Genomic DNA, 18,093 nt, shown 5'->3' on the forward strand with positions numbered 1-18,093 from the left:
TGCAGGTCATGTCACTGCCGCACGCGATTCTCACCGCCCTGCTGGAGAAGCCGTCCTCGGGTCTGGAACTGACCCGCAGGTTCGACCGGTCGATCGGCTACTTCTGGTCATCGACCCACCAGCAGATCTATCGCGAGCTGGGCAAGCTGGAGCAGGCCGGACGGATCAGGGCGCTGCCCACGGCGGTGCCGGCCCGAGGGCAGAAGAAGGAGTACGAGGTGCTGCCCGCGGGCCGCGAGGAACTGGCGGCCTGGGTGGCGCTCCCCGAGGACCCCCGGCCGGTCCGCGATCCGCTGCTGCTGCGGATGCGGGCGGCCGCGGTCGTCGGGACGCACGGCATGGGAGAGGAGCTGCGCCGCCACCTCGCGCTGCACGAGGGGCAGTTGGCCGAGTACCAGGAGATCGAGCAGCGGGACTTCACTCCACCGCCGACGACCGACGAGGGGCGGCTGCGGCATCTGGTGCTGCGGGGCGGCATCGACCTGGAGACGTTCTGGATTCGCTGGCTGACCCGGGCGATCGCGGACCTGGACACCGCCTGACCGGACGGAACGTCATGGGCGCGGCGCACCGCGCCACACGCGCGGCCCGACGTCGGACGGGTGCGGCCCGACGCTCCACGTGCGCCCCCGCGTCACGGGCGCGGCCCGACGCTCCACATGGCGCCCGGCGCTCCACCTGCGGCCCCGCCTCACGGGTGCGGCGCACCCCGTCACGCGCGCACGGCCCGGCGTCAGGAGGGTGCGACCCGGCACTCCCCTGCGGCCCGACGTCACAGGTGCGGCCCGACGTCACAGGTGCGGCCCCACGTCACAGGTGCGGCCCCACGTCACAGGTGCGGCCCCGCCTCACCGGTGCGGCGCACCCCGTCACGCACACACGGCCCGGCATCACAGGTGCGGCACACCCGCGTCACGTGGGCCGCCCGGCACCCAATGCGTACCGCCCGCGCTACGGGTGCGGCGCACCGCCCGTCCGGAGCGCCGCGGGTTCCGGCACGGCCGCGGGACGAGGGCTGCCGACGACGACCCGCGAGGGCACCGGCTCCAGGGGCGCGGGGCCCTCGGGCGCCTGCCCCGGCTCAGCGTTCCGCGCCTGGGCCCGGCTGAGGAGGACCACCCCGCGCGCGGCCGCCGCCGTACCGAGGAGGGCGAGCAGCAGGCTGACCGGCCCGCCCTGGAGGCGCTCACCGAGCAGGGCCAGACCGATCGCGGCGGCGGCGACCGGATTGGCGAGGGTGACCACGGCGAGCGGTGCGCCGAGCCCGCCCCGGTACGCGGTCTGGGACAGCAGCAGGCCGCCCATCGCGAAGGCGGAGACGAGCAGCGCCACCGTCAGCAGCCGCCAGCTGAACAGCGGGCCGCCGGAGTGGTCGGTGACGGCGACGGTGAGGGTCTGGGTGAGCGCCGAGGCGACGCCGGAGGTGATCCCGGACGCCGCCGCGTGCCGCAGCCCCGGACGGGCCCCGGGCCGGCTCAGCCCGGCGACGACCGCCATCGTGGCCGCGCCCACCGCGAGGGCCTCGGGGAGGGTGAGCGTTTCGTGCGGGGCGGAGCCGCCCGCGGTGAGCAGCAGCGCGCCGAGGCCGAGCAGGGTCAGGGCGGTGCCCCGCCACTCGATGCGGCCGACCCGGCGTCCGGCGGCGCGGGCTCCGAGCGGCACGGCGACGACGAGGCTGAGCGCCCCCAGGGGCTGGACCAGGGTGAGCGGGCCGTAGTTGAGCGCGGCGACGTGCAGCAGCGCGCCCGCGGCGTTGAGGCCGACCGCCGACCACCAGGCGCCCCGGCCCAGCATCCGCAGGACTCCGGTGCCCGGGTCGGTACGGGCGGCGAGCCGGGACTGCGCGACGGCGGCGGCCGCATAGGCGGCGGCGGAGACGAGGGAGAGCGCGACGGCGAGCAGGGTGGCGTTCATCGCGCACCCCCCACGTGCCCCACATGCCCCACGGGCGTCGCGGAGGCCACCGACGCCTCGGACCCCACAGTCCGCCCACCACCCGCGCGCGGCCCGGAAGCCACCGACACCTCGGAGGTCGCAGATCGCCCTTCACTCTCGTACGCCCCGGGAGCCGCAGACGCCTCGGAACCCGCAGGCCACCCACCACCCGCGCGCGGCCCGGAAGCCACCGACACCTCGGAGGTCACAGGTCGCCCTTCACTCTCGTACGCCCCGGGAGCCGCAGACGCCTCGGAGCCCGCAGGCGACCCGCCATCCGCACGCGCTGCGGGGGCCGCTGACGCCCCGGAGCCCGCAGTCCGCCCACCACCCGCACGCACCCCGGAGGCCGCGCGGCGCGCGCCACCCCCGTACGCCGGTACGGCAGCCCCTTCGTCGCTCCCCCACGCACCCGGCCCCGGCAGCCGCGCCGGAGCGGTTCGGGCGGCGTGCGGAAGCCGGAACGCGGCCAGGGCGACGGCGAGCAGGGCCACGACGACGATCGCGTCGAGCCAGTAGTGGTTCGCCGTGCCCACCACGACGAACAGGGTGAGCGCCGGGTGCAGCAGCCACAGCAGGCGCCACCGGGAACGGGTGGCGGCGATCAGCCCGAGGGCGACCATCACGGCCCAGCCGACGTGCAGCGAGGGCATCGCGGCGAACTGGTTCGCCATCGTGTCGGTCGCCGGAGTCCGCCCGTACACCGTCGGGCCGTAGACCTGTCCGGTGTCGACGAGCCCGGCGGCCGGGAGCATCCGGGGCGGGGCCAGCGGGAACAGCAGGTGCAGCGCCAGGGCCGCGGCGGTGAGGGCCGCGAGCACGCGGCGCGACCGGACGTAGTGGACGGGCCGGCGCCAGTAGAGCCAGACCAGGAAGAGGGCCGTGGCCGGGAAGTGCACGGCGGCGTAGTAGGTGTTCGCCGCGTGGATCAGGGGCGGGCTGTGCAGCAGCAGCCCCTGGACGGCGCCTTCGCCGGGGAGGTGCAGAGCGCGTTCGAGGTTCCAGACGCTCCCCGCGTTGCGGAACGCCTCCTCGACATGGCCGTTGGCGGCCTGGCGGCCGAACTTGTAGGCCAGGAAGAGTCCGGCCACGAGAAGGAACTCGCGGACGAGGGGCGGTCGGGCACGTATGTCCGGCTCCTGGTCCGTGGGCTCGGTGCGGGCGAGTCTCACCCGTGCCCCCTTGGATGCGAAGCGGTAGCGGACGGCCCGGTCCTGTCGATCCACGCCGTATCGATACGCCAGTGTACCGATACGGCGTCGTATCGGTACACGTGCGTATCGGTACACTGGCGTATCGAGAACCTCGCCGCACCGCCGCTGGAGGTACAGCCCATGCCGTCGCCCGATTCCCCGCCGGAGTCAGCTCTCTCGTCCCCCCGGTCGAAGATCACACCGGAGCGGGCGCAGGAGCTGTACGCGGCGGTACTGGAGCTGCTGCGGGAGAGCGGATACGAGTCGCTGACGATGGAGGGCGTCGCTTCCCGCACCCGGTGCGGGAAGTCGACGCTCTACCGGCAGTGGGGCTCCAAGCCGGAGCTCGTGGTGGCCGCGCTGCACGGCACCCGGCGGATGCGGCTGCCGAGGATCGACACGGGAACGCTGGCCGGGGACCTACTGGAGGCCGCGCGGGCGATCGGCGAGGCCTCGGGGAGCGACACCCCGCTGATGCACGCCCTCAGCCATGCCGCGCTGCAGAGCCCGGAGCTGCTGTGCGCGCTGCGCGAGGCACTGATCCTGCCGGAGGTCGCGGCGATCGACGCGATGGTCCGGCGGGGCCAGGAGCGCGGCGAGATCGCGGCGGACCTTCCGGCGGCCGAGTTCGTGGCGGCCCAGTTGCTCGGCGTGCTGCGCGCCCGGCCGCTGCTGGAGGGACGTTACGCCGACGCCGCCTACCTGACCCGGTTCGTCGAGCGGGCGGTCCTCCCGGGCCTCGGACTCACGGCCGGAGCGCCGGAGTCCTGACAGACGTGGACCGCCCGTCCCAGCGGATGGGGACGGTCCACCCGCGCCGCACCGTGGGGACGGGGGCGGCGCACCTCCCGGCCGGCCGGTGACCTCTGCGGAGGTCACCGGCCGGCCGCGCTTCCCCGTCCTTTCGCGCCGCTGACCTCCCTATCGCACCAAACAATCGTTTGGTAGGTTCCCCGGAGGAGGGCCGACCATGGGCGACCAGTACCGCGCGATGGACTTCACCGGGCAGGCCGTGCTCGTCACCGGGGGCACCAGGGGCCTGGGGGCCGCGATCGCGAGAGCCTTCCTGGCGAGCGGCGCGGACGTCATGGTCTGCGGGCGCTCGGCACCGGCCGCCCTGCCCCGGGCGGACGGGCGCGAGGCGGCCTTCCGGGCGGCGGATCTGCGCGACCCGGCGGCGGCGGCGAATGTCGTCGCGGCCACCGCGGAGCGGTTCGGGCGACTGGACGCCCTGGTGAACAACGCCGGAGGCTCCCCGGACGCCGACGCGGCGACGGCCTCGCCGCGCTTCGTGGAGAAAGTGGTCGCGCTCAACCTCCTCGCCCCCTTCTACACGGCCCAGGCGGCGAACCTGGTGATGCGGGAGCAGCCGGACGGCGGAAGCGTCATCAACATCGGCAGCGTCTCCGCCCGCGATCCGCAGCCGGGGACCGCCGCCTACTCCGCCGCCAAGGCGGGCCTGCTCGGGCTGACCCGGGCCCTGGCCCTCGAATGGGCGCCACGGGTCAGGGTCAACCACATCACGGCGGGCCCCATCCGCACCGGAAACGCCGCCACGCCGTACGGGGACGGCGACGGGGAGGCCGGGAGGGCGATGGCGGGCATCGTCCCGATGGGGCGGCTCGCGGCGCCGGACGACGTGGCGCGAGCATGCCTCTGGCTGGCCTGCGACCTCTCCTCGTACGTCAACGGCGCCGACCTCGCCGTGCACGGAGGCGGCGAGATCCCGGCCAGATACGCGACCTTCCACCACCCCACACCTCATTAATAGTCACCTTGACTCTTATGACGGACACCCCTTATCGTCGCTATGACGAAATCCAAGGGGGTCCCCATCATGGCCGACATCACCCGGCGCTTCGGCTGGCGCCATCTGCGCTCCGCGCCCACCGCCCATGTCCGCCACCACAAGCGCGGCAAGCTCGCCCACGACGGCCAGGGCCTCAGCTTCTGGTACCGGTCGCTGTCGGCGGCACTCTCCGAGGTGCCGGTCGACGACCGGGAGCTGGCCATGGCGTTCCACGCCCGTACGGCCGATTTCCAGGACGTCACCGTGCAGGCCACCGTCACCTACCGGATCAGCGATCCGGCCGAGGCGGCGAACCGGCTGGACTTCTCGGTCGACCCGGACAGCGGCAGCTGGCGGGGCGCACCGCTGGAGCAGATCGCCACCCTCCTGACCGAGACCGCGCAGCAGCACACCCTCGATGTCCTGACCCGCACCCCGCTGGCCGCGGCACTGGTCGACGGTGTCGCCGCCGTACGCGAACGGGTCGCCACCGGTCTCGCCGCCGAGCCCCGCCTCCCGGCCACCGGAATCGACGTGGTGGCCGTACGCGTCGTCGCGATCCGGCCCGAGGCCGAGGTCGAGCGCGCCCTGCGCACCCCTGCCCGCGAGCAGATCCAGCAGGAGGCGGACCGGGCCACCTACGAACGGCGCGCCGTGGCCGTCGAGCGTGAGCGCGCCATCGCCGAGAACGAGCTGGCGAGCCGGATCGAACTGGCCCGGCGCGAGGAGCAGCTGGTCGACCAGCGCGGCACGAACGCCCGCCGCGAGGCCGAGGAGAAGGCCGCGGCCGACGGCGTACGGACCGAGGCGGAGGCGGCCCGCACGGTGCGCCTGGCCCGGGCCGAGGCCGAGGCGGCGCGCGAGACGGGCGGAGCCCGGTCCGAGGCACAGGCCGCCTGGCTGCGGGTGCACGGCGAGACCGATCCGGCCACGCTGCACGCCCTGGCGGCGACCCGGCTCGCGGAGAACCTGCCGCGCATCGAGAACCTCACCCTCTCCCCCGACGTCCTCACCGGGCTGCTGGCCAGGCTCGGCCGCCCGGAAGGCGGTGCAGGAGCATGAGCCTGGCGCCCCGGGCCGTGCTCGTCCACCGGCGGACGGAGTACGAGGAGCTGCTCGCCCGGCACGGGACGCACGGGCAGGCCGCGTTCTTCCTGGCCGGCCGGGGCCGCTCGATCGACGAGGTGGCCCGCCGTCACGAGGACACCCGGCGGGCGCTGCGGGAGGTGGCGGCCGCGGTGCCGCTCACCTGGCGTTCCACCCGGGTGGAACGGGCCGACCTGGACCGCTTCCTGTTCGCCCCTGAGGACGTGGTGGTCGTGGTCGGCCAGGACGGCCTGGTCGCCAACACCGCGAAGTACCTGTCCGGACAGCCGGTGGTGGGCATCGACACCGCCCCGGGGCGCAATCCCGGCGTACTGGTCCGCCACCGCCACACCGACGCGGCGGCCCTGCTGCGCGCCGCGGCCACGGCGGGCGGCCGGGCCGAGGAGCTGACCATGGTCGAGGCCGTCGCCGACGACACGCAGCGTCTCCTCGCTCTCAACGAGATCTATCTCGGGCCGTCCGGCCACCAGACGGCCCGCTACCGCCTGGACGAGGACGGCGGGAGCGGCCCCGGCGAGGCCCAGGCCTCCTCCGGTGTCCTGGTCGGCACCGGCACGGGCGCCACCGGCTGGCTCCGCTCGCTGTGGCTGGAGCGCGGCAGCTCGCTGCCGCTGCCCGGGCCGTGCGACGCGCGCCTCCTGTGGTTCGTGCGCGAGGCCTGGCCGTCCCCGGCGACCGGAACCTCGCGGGTGGCGGGCGAACTGGCACGGGGGCAGGGACTGCGGCTGACCGTGGAGTCGGACCGGCTCGTGGCCTTCGGTGACGGGATGGAGTCCGACGCCCTGGAGCTGACCTGGGGTCAGAGCGTACGGCTCGGCGTCGCGGAGAGGTCGCTGCGCCTGGTGATCTGAGCGCGCCCGGCCCGGCGGTGTCGCTACGGTGGTCCGCACGCCCCCCCGTACGCGTACCGCACGCACCCTCGTACACGTACCGCACACCAACGCACCGGAGAGCGGAGAACCAGCACCATGTCGGCCGACCCCGTCACCGAGCCCGCCCGCAACACCCGCCCGCCCGTCGCCCAGGCAGCCCTGGGAGTCGGGGTGATCGTCGAGGACGGCCGAGGGCGCGTTCTGCTGGGGCGGCATCACAGCGGTACATGGGAGCTGCCGGGCGGAAAGGTCGACGCGACACACGAGTCGATCGCCGCGGCGGCGGTGAGGGAGCTGCGCGAGGAGACGGGCCTGGTCGTCGACGAAGCGTCCGTGGACATCGTCGCGATGGTGCACGACGTGATCGGCGGAATCAACCGCATCAGCATGGCGGCCGTCGTACGGCTCGCCTCGGGGGAGCCCGAGGTGACCGAGCCGCACCTGATCAGCACCTGGCGGTGGACCGCCCCCGAGGAACTTCCGGCACCGCTGTTCGACCCGTCGGCACAGATCCTGGCGGCCTGGCGGCCGGAGCTGGGCATCAGCCACCCGCCGGCACACGTTCTGCGGATCGCCGGATGCGGATGAATCGGACCAGCTGTATGAATAAGGGACCATCCGCGCGATCGGAGTAGGCCCATGGACGATTACCCGCTGCTGAACCTCTTCCTGACCATGCTGTACCTGTTCCTGTGGGTCATGTGGTTCTTCCTGTTGTTCAAGGTGATCACCGACCTCTTCCGGGACCACTCGCTGAACGGCTGGGCCAAGGCGGGCTGGCTGGTCCTCGTCATCCTGCTGCCCTATGTGGGCGTGCTGATCTACCTCATCGTCCGCGGACGCAGCATGCACGAGCGCGACGAGAAGCTCGCGAAGGACTCCGAGGCCGCGTTCCGCGACTACGTACGCCGGGCCGCCGGAACGGAGGGCGGCTCGGGCAGCAGCGGCCACGTGAACGACCTGGCGAAACTCGCCGAGCTGAAGGACAAGGGCGCGATCAACGCCGAGGAGTACGAACAGGCGAAGGCGAAACTGCTCGCCTGAGTCCGGGCTTGCGCCATCTCGTTCCAGGAAAGGCGGACTGCTCGTGCCCCGTGGCCTCCAAGCCGACACCGTCGGCCCCGTGGACGTCGCCGTCATGGCCTTCGACGGCAACCGGTTCGACGGCCGAATCGTTCCCGCGCTCCGGGAACTGCAGCAGAACGGCACGGTGCGGATTCTCGACCTGGCCTTCGTCTCGAAGGCCGGTGACGGCTCGGTCGCCGTGCTGGAACTCACCGACGCGGAGGTTTCCGCGTCGCTGGGGCAGGTCACGGACGTCCAGTTCGACCTGCTCAGCGACGAGGACCTGCGGACGGTCTCCGACTCCCTCACGGAGGAGTCGTCCGCACTCGTCGTGGCCTGGGAGAACACGTGGGCCGCACAGCTGTCGGCGGCGGTCCGGGGATCCGCGGGCCGGCTGGTGATGCTGGAGCGGATCCCGCGTGACGCCGTCGTCGAAGCGGTCGCGGCGCTCGACGGCGACTGACCCACAGGACGAAGGAGACGGCCAGTCATGCCTCAACGATTCGGACGACCCGGCCTGCTGGGCACCATCGCCCGTACCGCTGTCATCTCGGGCACCGCCACCGCGGTCTCCAACCGTGTGGAGGAGCGTGGCCTGCGGCGCCGGGAAGCCGCCCGGACCCCGCAGATGCCGCCGACCCCGGCGCCAGGCCCGGCCCCGGCTTCCTCCGCACCGGCGGGGCCGGACCGGGTCGCCCAGCTGACCCAGCTCGCCGACCTGAAGAACCAAGGGCTCCTCACCGAGGAGGAGTTCGCCACCGAGAAGGCCCGCATTCTGGGGTCCTGAACACCGCCGCGGCGCCGGTTCCGGCGCCGCGGCCCGTGCACTCCCCCGGTACGGCCGACCCGCTCCCGCCTCTGCTTCCCCCGGGCTTGTCATGCCCGAGTAACAATGCCCTCCTGGCATCCGGACTCCCCCGTACGTCTCTGGAGGGCATCCCCATGCGCCTGTCTCGATCGCCCCGGCGCGGAGCCGCCGCAGGGACGGCGGCCTCAGCGCTCACCGCCGCGGGCCTGCTGATCGGTGCGCCGCCCGCCGTCGCCGGCACGGGCCCACCGGTCCGTGTGGACGCCGCTCTGCTGGACGCCGTGGACGGGGGCGGTGGGGCCTCCGTCCTCATGAGCCTCAAGGTCAAGGGCCGTTCCGGATTTCTCCGGAACGGCGAACAGGCTGCCGCAGGCCGATCCGGGTCCCGGTGAGCAGAGGTCGCCCCGTGGTCACCCGGCGTACCGCCCCCACGGTTTGGCGGTGTCGGCGTTTCGGCCACTTCCCGCCCGCAGCCGCTCCAAGCCGGACCAGGGATCGGACACCTGCCAGGTCCGCAGACACAGGGAACTGCGCCCTTCCCAGCACGACCGAATGACGTGTGTTCGATATCGCAGCCGCGTCGTTGGACCTCACGACGCAGCCGCAGCGACCACCCCAGGGGGAACGATGACCTCGGCCATTACCCAGGACCAGCCGCCGCGACCACCCGAACGAACCACGCCGGACAACGAAGCGCAGGAATCCGGTGTTCGAGCAGAGGAGTACCTCTACCGCGACGAGTCGAGGCTCCAGGCCGGCTCCCAGCTGACCTCCCGCACCATGGCACGGCGGCTGCCCACACTCGTGCGGCGCTCACTGCAGATGGCCTGGCGCGTGGACCGCCTGGCGACGATCGGCCTGATCGTCTGCCAGACCGGAACCGGAGTCCTCGCGGCCCTCGGCCTCCTCGCCGTCACGGGCACGATCACGGCACTGATCTCCTCGGGCGACATCACCGAGCGGTTGTGGGACGCCGCCCCGCAGTTGGCCGTCGTCGCCAGCGCCGCCGGCCTGCGGGCGTTGCTGGGTATCGCCGTCGTCTGGCTCACCAACCGTCTGCGCCCGGTGCTCGGACGGGCCGCGGAGCTGACGATGGTCGAGGCCGCGCTCGGCGCGGAACTGGCCGCCAACAACAAGCCCGGCTACAACGACGCCTACGACATCGCCGACCGCGGCGCGCAGGTCACCCCCGACCTCGTCGAAGAAGCACAGGACGTCCTGGGCGCCACCGCCACGCTCGCGGCCGGCGCCACGGTCCTGACCGTCCTCGACCCCCTGCTCCTCCCCCTTCTCTTCCTCGCCTGCCTGCCGCAGGCCGACGCCTACGTGCGCTCCGCCCGCGTGATCTACCTCGCCGGCCTGGAGACCTCCGGGCGGCGCCGGATGCTGGGCAAACTGCGCTGGCACATGGCCTATCAGGAAGCCGGCGAGGAGATGCGCGCCTGCTTGGCCGGTCCCTTCCTGATCGGCCGGTACCGGCAGCTGGCCGCCTCGGTCAACGCGGCCGAGCGCAAGGCCGCGAACACCGGTGCCTGGATGGGGCTGGCCGGAGCCCTGGCCGGCGGGATCGCCTCGGTCGCGGTGTGGGCGGCGCTGCTGTGGCTCCTGGCCTCGGGGCGGATGAGCCTGGCCGCGGGCGGCGGGGCCGTCTTCGCCCTGCAGACCGCCACCGGCTCGGTGCGCGGCATCATCAACGGCGGGGCCCGCCTGGTGCGCACCGGCTGGTACGTGCAGGACTGGCAGAATTTCCTCGACAACGCCCATGGCCAGGCCATGACCGACTCTCGCGGCACCGAGCCGGTCGCCGCAGCCCCGGAGCGCTTCGAGGTCCGCGATGTCACCTACCGCTACGGCGGTGCCCCCACGGACAGCCTGAGCGGCGTGTCCCTGCACGTGCGGCGCGGCGAGATCGTGGCGCTGGTCGGGGAGAACGGCTCCGGCAAGACGACCCTCTCGCGTCTGCTGTGCGGACTGCTGCTGCCCACCGAGGGCCATGTGGCCTGGGACCACGCCTCCACAGCGGACCTGGCCCCGTGGGGGTCGTGGGAGCACGTCGCCCTGGTGCCGCAGAAGTTCACCTACCTGCCGCTGACGATGCGCGACAACGTCACCTTCGGCCAGGGCGACACCAGTGACGCCGCCCTGCTCGCCGCCTGCGAGGCGTCCGGCGCCGCAGAGATGCTTCCCGGACTCCGCTCGGGCCTCAACACTCTTCTGACCAGCGAATGGTTCGGCGGGCAGCAGCTCTCCGGAGGGCAGTGGCAGCGCCTGGTCCTCACCCGAGCGTTCCACCGGCGGGCGGCGCTGCTGGTGATGGACGAGCCGACGGCCGCCCTCGACGCCCGCGCCGAGCACCGGATCTTCGCCGGGCTGCGCGAACTGGCCAAGGACCGCGCGATCCTGCTGATCACCCACCGGCTCACCAACGTGGCCGTCGCCGACCGGATCGTGGTCCTGGACCAGGGACGGATCGTCCAGGAAGGCACTTACGCACAGCTCACCCAGCAGCCGGGACTGTTCCGAACCCTGTGGGAGCTACAGCGCCGGATGAGCGGCGACACTCCCTGACCCCCGCCCGGCCCGGGCCGTCGTTCTGCCGGGCAGGCAGACCGCCCCGCTGCCGACCCTCCCTCCGCACCAACCGTCCGGGACGACCCCCAGAAGGAATACCGTGACGACTTCACCGACCAGCGGGATCCGCGACGCGGGCGACCTGCGCCACCAGCTCGTCGAGCAACTCCGCGCCCACAACCACATCCGCTCCGCCGCGGTGGAGCGCGCCTTCCGCACCGTGTCGCGGCACCTCTTCGCCCCCGAGGTACCCCTCGCCGCCGCGTACGCCGACGACATCGTCGCCACCCGGCACCTCGGCGACGGCACCATCACCAGCTCCCTCTCCGCTCCCTGGCTGCAGGCCGGCATGCTCGAAGCCGCCCGTATCCAGCCCGGCCACAGGGTCCTGGAGATCGGCTCCGGCGGATACAACGCCGCCTTGATCGCCGAACTCGCCGGTCCGGCCGGTCACGTCACCACCCTCGACATCGATCCGGCCGTGACCGGGAGGGCCATCCGTTTTCTGCCCGAGGCCGGATACGACAACGTCAGTGTGGTCACCGCGGACGCCGAGCAACTGCCGCCCGGGGTGGTGCCGGCGGGCGGATTCGACGCCATCGTGGTCACCGTCGACACCTGGGACCTGCCCTGGATCGACGCGCTGGCCGACGGCGGCCGACTCGTCGCGCCGTTGCGCCTGCACGGCTACCACTGGGCCATCGGCTTCACCAAGGAGAAGGGGGCGCTGCACAGCGACGAGCCGCTCGTCGTCTGCGGCTTCGTCGCCATGCAGGGCGCCGGCGCCTGGAACCCCAACCGCCGCAGCATCCACGACACCGGAGTCAGCCTCTTCTGGGAAGACGGCACGCCGCAGTCCGTGGACCAACTCGCCCCGTCCCTCACCCGCCGCCCCGCCGTCACCCGTACCGGCATCACGGTCGGGGGCCAGGAACCCTTCGACCTCCTCATGCTCTACCTCGCCGGTGCCCTGCCCGGCTTCTGCCGCCTGGAGGCCGACCCCGGCGGCGGCCACCAGGTCCTCGACCCTCCGCCCCCGCACTGGCCGGCCGCCGCGGTCGTCCGCGGCGCCTCGCTCGCCCGGCTGGCCCATGAGCGCATCGGCGACGGAGAGGACGGCAAGGGGCGGCACGAGTTCGTCGTCCACGGATACGGCGACCAAGGCCACGCCGCCGCCGCGGAGATGGCCGAGCAGGTAGAGATCTGGCAGCGCAATCATCGCGGCGCCCGCTGCCCCCTGATCACCGCCCGCCCTGCTCCCCATCGTGCTCCGGCGGGCGCCGAACACTCACCGCACGTGTTCGCCAAGAAGCACACCCGCATCACCGTGGACTGGCCCGTCACGCCCGGCGCTCCTGTCCGTCGCAGCTGCGACGGTAGCCGCAACGCCGAATGAACGCTCCCTGCTCCCATCAACTCGCCCTCACAGGCTGCACCGTCACTCGTACCCGTCGTGAAAGGCAGGGACCTGTGCCATCTCCCCTCCCCCCTTCGGACCACATCGCAACGGCTGCTGCTCCGCCCGCAGCGCAGTACGCCGCCGCCCGGCACGCTGCGTGGCTCGGCGCAGCTGCGGTCATCACCGACGAGGTCGGCCGAATCCTGCTCGTCCACCCCACCTATCGCACGGACGGCACGTGGCTGCTGCCTGGAGGTGTCGTCGAACCCGGCGAGCACCCGCACGTCACCTGCCTGCGCGAGGTCTCCGAGGAACTCGGCCTCGCCCTGTCCCTGTCGGCCGTGCTCGCCGTCCACTCCCTCTCCCCGCGCCACTCCGGCCTTCAGACCAGCACGACCTGCCCCGGTGAGGTCCGGTTCGTCTTCGACGCGGGCACTCTCAACCCCGACCAGGTGCGGGCGATCCGCCTGCCGAGGGAGGAGCTGTCCGAGTACGCCTTCCTGGAGACTCGCGACGCCGTGCAGCGGCTGCGCCCGGTGGATGCGCAGATCATGCTCGCCGCCTACCGCGCCCGGCTCGGCCACACCGCCACCGCCCACCTCGCCGACGGCCGGCACATCCTCGACGTCCCGGCCTTGGACCGGCACAACGTCCACGTCCGCTACCGACCTCTGTGGGACAGCCCTCTGAACCGCGACCCCGTCCCCGACCGGCTGCCCGTGCGGCAAGCCTGGTCGTGGTGCTTCATGCCCGACGGCCGCGTCGTCCTGGTCGCCGACCCCGGCCCGCGGGGAGCGCTGCCGATGCTGCCCGGCGGAACGGTGGAAAGCAGCGATGCGAGGCCCGAGCAGGCCCTGCGCCGCGAAGCCGCCGAGGAAGCCCAGCTCGCCCTGACCGATCCGGTGCGGCTGGGCTGGGTGCTGGATGAGACCGGCGAGGTCTGCGGCGGGGTGGGGCGCAATGCCCGGCTCAGTCTGGCCGCGCGCGTTACCGCCATCGGGCCGGCGGCCGTCGCCCCTGCCGCCGGACACTGCTTCGTCCGCCTGCTCGCCGCGCCCGCCCAGGCAGCCGCCCTGCTGGGCTGGGGCCCGCCCGGCGCCCGGCAGGCCCGGCTCGCAGCGAGCACGGCACAGGAACGCTGGGGCCTGCCCACGCCATCCCCAGCCGCTATCGAGGAGATCCCCGTGGAGGGAATGCGACTGAGCTGACCCGAACCCGAACCCGACCCCGTCTCCTCTCCTCCTACCGCTCCACGACCCTGAGGTAGCCGCCATGCCGTTGTCGCACCACCACATCCGCACAACCGTCGATGCCTACCTCGCACGCCACCCGCACGAGCGCGAGCAGCTCGGTGTCTTCCTGAACGCCCTCGACCGGACTGGCGAGGACATCGCCAGCCGCTCGATCGTCACCGGACACGTCACCTGCGGCGCGATCGTCGTCGACCAGCTCGGCCGCGTCCTGCACGTGCGGCACCTGTCCGGCGGGAAGGTCCTCGTCCCAGGAGGCCACGCCGAAACCACCGACGACTCCCTGACAGTGGCCGCGCTGCGGCAGCTGCACGAGGAGACCGGGATCCCGCCCCAGGCCCTCACGCCGTGGCCGGGCTACGAGACGGTGCCGCTGGACATCGACATCCACGACATCGACCCCCACACCGGCGAGGGCGAACCCGGGCACCAGCAAATCGGGCTCCGGTTCCTCTTCCGGCTGCACGCGGCGGAAGAGGAACCCGTGGTGCCGCAGAAGGAGATCAGCGGCATCGAGTGGCGAACCGTGGACCGGGTGCCCTCACCGGCCCTGCGTGAGAAGCTGCTGAAACTCCCGCTCCAGGTCGAACCGGAGGCAGCCAACGCCTCCGCCCTGATCTACAACGACCGCGGCGAGTACCTGCTCCACCTGCGCGACTACTTCCCCGGCCAGATCCGGGAGCCGGGCGTGTGGTCCCTGCTGGGCGGCGGCCGAGAGCCCCAGGACTCCACCCTGGAACACACCGTGCGGCGCGAACTCGCCGAGGAGGCCGGCCTCGACCTCGCCGACCTCACACCGTTCGGCACCGAGCGCGCCACCGACGACACCGGCGCGACCGTACCCATCGCCGTCCACGCCGGTTGCTGGAACGGCGACCCACGCGAACTCCACCTGACCGAAGGAGTGATGCTCGCCTGGTTTCCTCCCTCGGACCTCCACCGCCTGCGCATCGCGGACACCACCAGCGACCTCGTGCAGCGCCATGCCGCCTGCCTTCCGGCGCCGCGGAGCAAGCCCGAGTCCGAGGAAGAAGGTCCCGCTGCCCCGTGCGGCACGGTCCCCAACATCATCGGCGTCCACCTCTACCTGGAGAAGCCCGACGGGACAGTGCTGCTCGGGCTACGCCACCCCAGCGCTCCGTTCGCGCCCTCTGCATGGCACGTGCTGGCCGGCCACTGCGAACAGGAGAACGCCATCGCCTGCCTGATCAGGGAGGCCCGGGAAGAGGCCGGGCTGCACATCGAGCGCCAGGATGTCGAGCTCGTCCACGTCGTCCACCACATCGGCAGGCCGCGGAACCCGCCCCGTATGGGCCTGTTCTTCCGCGCCCACGCCTGGCGCGGCGAGCCGGAACTGCGCGAGCCGGACAAGTGCACTGAGTGGCGATTCTGGGACCCCACCGCCCTTCCCCACAATCTCGTCCCCTACACCCGAATGGCCATCGCAAAGATCCAGAACGGCGAGCTGTACAGCGAAATGGGCTGGCCCGCATGACCGCCACACCGACCGGCACGCCCAGCCACGTGCCCGCTGCCACGGCCGCCGGACGACCCGACACCCGCCTCGTAGTGATCCGCGGGAACTCGGCGTCGGGCAAGACCAGCGTGGCCCGGGGCCTACGGGACCACTACGGCCGCGGCGTCGCCATCGTCGGCCAGGACGTGATCCGCCGGAACGTGCTGCGCGAACACGACACCACAGGCGGCGCCAACATCGCCCTGCTCGGCAGGATCGCCCGTCATGCACTGGACGCCGGCTTCCACGTCGTACTCGAAGGAATCCTGTACGCCGACCGCTACAGCCACATGATCACGTCCCTGGTACGCGACCACCGCGGCGTCTCGGCCTGCTACTACCTGGACGTGCCACTGGAGGTGACGCTGGCCCGGCACGCCTCGAAGGCCGACTCCGCGTACCTGGAGCAGGTCACCGACACCCACCTCACCTCCTGGTACCGCACGTTGGACCTTCTGCCCGGCGGGCTGGAGACCGTGATCCCGGCCGACAGCTCACTGCGGGACACCGTCGCCCGGATCGTGCGCGAAACCGATCCGACCGCTGCCGCAGCCCCACCGCCTCAGGCCGATCCATCACAGGGAGACGCGATGAACCTGGTGTTGATGTCCGATCCGCGCGTCGCGGCGATCCCGGTGCGCGAGTGCGGAGAACCCCTCGTCGACGTACGCGAGCACGACGTCCGCGTCGACCCCCGCAAACAAGACCCGCAGGGCGCGTTCGCCCACGTCCGGGAAGGCGTCCTCGCCCGGCTGGTGCACGCCCGTTCACTCCTTCCCGCCGGCACCGATCTGCTGTTCATCGAGGGCTACCGGCCGCCGGCCCTGCAGCGGCGCTACTTCACCGCTTACCGCGACGAGTTGGCCGCCGCCCAGCCTGACTGGACTCCGGAGCAGTTGCACGAGGCCGCCAGCCGGTACGTCTCGCCGCCGGAGATCGCGCCGCACTCCGCGGGCGCGGCCGTGGACGTGACCCTCGTCGCCCAGGACGGCCACGAACTCGACCTCGGCTCCCGCGTCAACGCCTCCCCCGAGGAGAGCGACGGGGCCTGCTTCACCCACGCCCCTGACCTCGGCGACCAGGCGCGCCACCACCGCACCCTGCTGCTCGACGCCATGGACAGCGCGGGTTTTACGAACTGCGGGACCGAGTTCTGGCACTTCTCGGCAGCGGACCGGTACGACGCTCTGATGCGACAGGCGCCGTACGCGCGCTACGGACCGATCGAACTGCCCTGGCCTGCGGCCGGAACCCGTCCACTTCATCGGGCCCTGTTCCGCCCCGAGGCGCGGAAGACCGGCCACCGCTCCGCGGACACCCCGACCACGACGGACGCACAGCCCCGAACGGAGGCATGCATGCCAGACCACACCCAGCAGGCGATCCCAGCCGTCCCGAGCCCATCGGCCGGAGACGTTCCGCCCGAGCACCACATGCACCTGATCGCGCGGTCCTACCGGCAGGTGGAAGCCGGTCGCAAGACGATCGAAGTCAGGGTGGCCACGTCGAGCAGGCGCGCCATCAGCATCGGCGACACGGTCGTCTTCCACGACCGGGAGACCGGGCGGGAACTCGACGTCGCCGTGCAGCGGATCACCTCGTACCCCTCCTTCGAAGACCTGCTCCGTTCGGAGGACACCACGCGCATCGACCCGGACGCGCGGCCCGGCGAGCTGCTCGCCTGCCTCCGCGGCATCTACCCGCCGGACAAGGAGGCCCTCGGCGTACTCGCGTTCGCCTACGACCACCGCGCCGCACGGCCCGGCCGCCCCATGCCGATGACGGCCGAGGCGTACGCGCGGACCGTCCCCCACCACACGGTGTACGGATGCCTCTACATCCGCGACGAGCACGACCGGCCGGTCCAGCTCCGCTCGGTCTACGGGCCGAGACCGTGGCAGCTCCCCGGCGGCAACCTCGACGCCCCGGGTGAGGATCCCCTGGAGACCGCCCGCCGCGAGGCGGTCGAGGAAACTTGCCTCGGACTCGGCCCGGGCTCGCCGGCGCTCCTCCTGACGCACTTCCTGCACGCGGGGCCCAGCCTGCCGCTGAACAAGGTGGGGTTCATCTTCGACGGAGGGCAGCTGACCGCCGACCAGCTCGACCAGATCCGCCTCGACCCGGCCGAGCACGACATGTGGGCCGTCCACGATCTCGCCACCTGGAAGGAACTGATGCCTCCGCTTGCCTTCGCCCGACTCGACGCCGTCGAACGAGCCCGGCGCGGCGAGGGTCCCGCCTACCTGATCGCACACTCCTGACCCCCAGCACCCCCGTCCAGGAGGCAACCGTGCGCGCCGAGGACACCAACACCCGGGCCTGGCAGATCTACGGCCGCGGACAGCTCGACCGCGCATGCTCCCCGCCCCTCCCCGACCCGCTCGGCGGAACGCCCTGGGACGGCATCGGGCCGGGAGCAGAAGTCCTCGGCGACGTCACCGGCCGCCGTGTCAGGTTGCTGCCCCTGCCCGGGGTGAGTGCATGTCCTTCCGCCCCGCCCTCCTGGCTCGCTGCCCACCACGGCTACGTGTTCGACGGGTGTCTGGTGCTGGGATGCCGAAGTACCGAGAGCGCCGAGGGCCATCACC

At 72.6% G+C, this 18,093-nt stretch carries 16 protein-coding genes and 1 pseudogene; 15 read left to right on the forward strand and 2 right to left on the reverse strand.

The features are described from left to right. Window positions 1–8: 8 nt before the first annotated feature. Window positions 9–542, forward strand: a complete 534-nt coding sequence (locus tag KME66_RS02575; RefSeq protein ID WP_216318450.1) for a PadR family transcriptional regulator — start codon at window positions 9–11, stop codon at window positions 540–542. A gap of 409 nt (window positions 543–951) precedes the next feature. Here the strand turns inward: KME66_RS02575 and KME66_RS02580 are convergent, their stop codons facing one another. Both KME66_RS02580 and KME66_RS02585 read right to left on the reverse strand, forming a co-directional pair. Further along, window positions 952–1,914, reverse strand: a complete 963-nt coding sequence (locus KME66_RS02580) for a DMT family transporter (RefSeq protein ID WP_216318453.1) — start codon at window positions 1,912–1,914, stop codon at window positions 952–954. 473 nt (window positions 1,915–2,387) lie between these two features. Next, a pseudogene (locus tag KME66_RS02585) lies at window positions 2,388–3,107 on the reverse strand (phosphatase PAP2 family protein); the annotation flags it as partial. A 162-nt stretch (window positions 3,108–3,269) separates the two neighbouring features. Here KME66_RS02585 and KME66_RS02590 point away from each other — a divergent pair. From KME66_RS02590 to KME66_RS33785, 14 genes are all read left to right on the forward strand, one after another. Next, window positions 3,270–3,899 (forward strand): TetR/AcrR family transcriptional regulator, encoded by a 630-nt coding sequence (locus KME66_RS02590; protein WP_216318456.1) that lies wholly within the window; start codon window positions 3,270–3,272, stop codon window positions 3,897–3,899. A 199-nt stretch (window positions 3,900–4,098) separates the two neighbouring features. Further along, window positions 4,099–4,896 (forward strand): SDR family oxidoreductase, encoded by a 798-nt coding sequence (locus KME66_RS02595; protein WP_216318459.1) that lies wholly within the window; start codon window positions 4,099–4,101, stop codon window positions 4,894–4,896. Between the two features lie 69 nt (window positions 4,897–4,965). After that, window positions 4,966–5,979 carry an SPFH domain-containing protein gene (locus KME66_RS02600; protein ID WP_216329036.1) on the forward strand — a complete coding sequence of 338 codons (1,014 nt, stop codon included), beginning with the start codon at window positions 4,966–4,968 and terminating at the stop codon, window positions 5,977–5,979. Further along, the gene (locus KME66_RS02605) at window positions 5,976–6,875 is read left to right on the forward strand and encodes a hypothetical protein (RefSeq protein ID WP_216318463.1); all 900 of its coding nucleotides are present in this window, start codon (window positions 5,976–5,978) and stop codon (window positions 6,873–6,875) included. Before KME66_RS02600 ends, KME66_RS02605 begins: the two co-directional genes overlap by 4 nt. 117 nt (window positions 6,876–6,992) lie before the next feature. After that, window positions 6,993–7,484: an NUDIX hydrolase gene (locus tag KME66_RS02610; RefSeq protein WP_073223808.1), complete on the forward strand. Its 492-nt coding sequence runs from the start codon at window positions 6,993–6,995 to the stop codon at window positions 7,482–7,484. A 51-nt stretch (window positions 7,485–7,535) separates the two neighbouring features. Next, a complete protein-coding gene (locus tag KME66_RS02615; RefSeq protein ID WP_073223809.1) occupies window positions 7,536–7,940 on the forward strand; it encodes an SHOCT domain-containing protein in 405 nt (134 codons plus the stop codon). Between the two features lie 79 nt (window positions 7,941–8,019). Next, complete coding sequence (locus tag KME66_RS02620; protein ID WP_253208212.1) at window positions 8,020–8,424, forward strand: DUF6325 family protein; 405 nt, start codon at window positions 8,020–8,022, stop codon at window positions 8,422–8,424. A 27-nt stretch (window positions 8,425–8,451) separates the two neighbouring features. Further along, on the forward strand, window positions 8,452–8,748 hold the full coding sequence (locus KME66_RS02625; protein WP_216318466.1) for an SHOCT domain-containing protein: 297 nt from the start codon (window positions 8,452–8,454) through the stop codon (window positions 8,746–8,748). Between the two features lie 155 nt (window positions 8,749–8,903). Continuing rightward, complete coding sequence (locus KME66_RS02630; RefSeq protein ID WP_253208213.1) at window positions 8,904–9,161, forward strand: hypothetical protein; 258 nt, start codon at window positions 8,904–8,906, stop codon at window positions 9,159–9,161. Between the two features lie 235 nt (window positions 9,162–9,396). Then, window positions 9,397–11,337 carry an ABC transporter ATP-binding protein gene (locus KME66_RS02635; protein WP_216318469.1) on the forward strand — a complete coding sequence of 647 codons (1,941 nt, stop codon included), beginning with the start codon at window positions 9,397–9,399 and terminating at the stop codon, window positions 11,335–11,337. 103 nt (window positions 11,338–11,440) lie between these two features. Continuing rightward, on the forward strand, window positions 11,441–12,736 hold the full coding sequence (fxlM, locus tag KME66_RS02640; protein ID WP_216318472.1) for a methyltransferase, FxLD system: 1,296 nt from the start codon (window positions 11,441–11,443) through the stop codon (window positions 12,734–12,736). A 74-nt stretch (window positions 12,737–12,810) separates the two neighbouring features. Next, a complete protein-coding gene (locus tag KME66_RS02645) occupies window positions 12,811–13,947 on the forward strand; it encodes an NUDIX hydrolase (RefSeq protein WP_216318475.1) in 1,137 nt (378 codons plus the stop codon). A 64-nt stretch (window positions 13,948–14,011) separates the two neighbouring features. Beyond that, window positions 14,012–15,484 (forward strand): NUDIX domain-containing protein, encoded by a 1,473-nt coding sequence (locus KME66_RS02650; RefSeq protein ID WP_216318477.1) that lies wholly within the window; start codon window positions 14,012–14,014, stop codon window positions 15,482–15,484. Continuing rightward, entirely contained in the window at window positions 15,481–17,766 is a 2,286-nt protein-coding gene (locus KME66_RS33785) for a M15 family metallopeptidase (RefSeq protein ID WP_253208214.1), read from the forward strand. The genes KME66_RS02650 and KME66_RS33785 overlap by 4 nt, the downstream gene beginning before the upstream one ends. Window positions 17,767–18,093 lie beyond the last annotated feature (327 nt).

The organism is Streptomyces sp. YPW6 (assembly GCF_018866325.1).
Lineage (GTDB): Bacteria > Actinomycetota > Actinomycetes > Streptomycetales > Streptomycetaceae > Streptomyces.

Excerpts from the sequence above, each read along its gene's own strand:
- KME66_RS02600 (WP_216329036.1), top strand. The coding sequence starts at position 4,966 with ATGGCCGACATCACCCGGCGCTTCGGCTGGCGCCATCTGCGCTCCGCG.
- KME66_RS02630 (WP_253208213.1), top strand. The coding sequence starts at position 8,904 with ATGCGCCTGTCTCGATCGCCCCGGCGCGGAGCCGCCGCAGGGACGGCG.
- KME66_RS02650 (WP_216318477.1), top strand. The coding sequence starts at position 14,012 with ATGCCGTTGTCGCACCACCACATCCGCACAACCGTCGATGCCTACCTC.
- KME66_RS02580 (WP_216318453.1), bottom strand. The coding sequence starts at position 1,914 with ATGAACGCCACCCTGCTCGCCGTCGCGCTCTCCCTCGTCTCCGCCGCC.
- KME66_RS02635 (WP_216318469.1), top strand. The coding sequence starts at position 9,397 with ATGACCTCGGCCATTACCCAGGACCAGCCGCCGCGACCACCCGAACGA.
- KME66_RS02615 (WP_073223809.1), top strand. The coding sequence starts at position 7,536 with ATGGACGATTACCCGCTGCTGAACCTCTTCCTGACCATGCTGTACCTG.
- KME66_RS02595 (WP_216318459.1), top strand. The coding sequence starts at position 4,099 with ATGGGCGACCAGTACCGCGCGATGGACTTCACCGGGCAGGCCGTGCTC.
- KME66_RS33785 (WP_253208214.1), top strand. The coding sequence starts at position 15,481 with ATGACCGCCACACCGACCGGCACGCCCAGCCACGTGCCCGCTGCCACG.
- KME66_RS02610 (WP_073223808.1), top strand. The coding sequence starts at position 6,993 with ATGTCGGCCGACCCCGTCACCGAGCCCGCCCGCAACACCCGCCCGCCC.
- KME66_RS02575 (WP_216318450.1), top strand. The coding sequence starts at position 9 with ATGTCACTGCCGCACGCGATTCTCACCGCCCTGCTGGAGAAGCCGTCC.
- KME66_RS02605 (WP_216318463.1), top strand. The coding sequence starts at position 5,976 with ATGAGCCTGGCGCCCCGGGCCGTGCTCGTCCACCGGCGGACGGAGTAC.
- KME66_RS02590 (WP_216318456.1), top strand. The coding sequence starts at position 3,270 with ATGCCGTCGCCCGATTCCCCGCCGGAGTCAGCTCTCTCGTCCCCCCGG.
- KME66_RS02625 (WP_216318466.1), top strand. The coding sequence starts at position 8,452 with ATGCCTCAACGATTCGGACGACCCGGCCTGCTGGGCACCATCGCCCGT.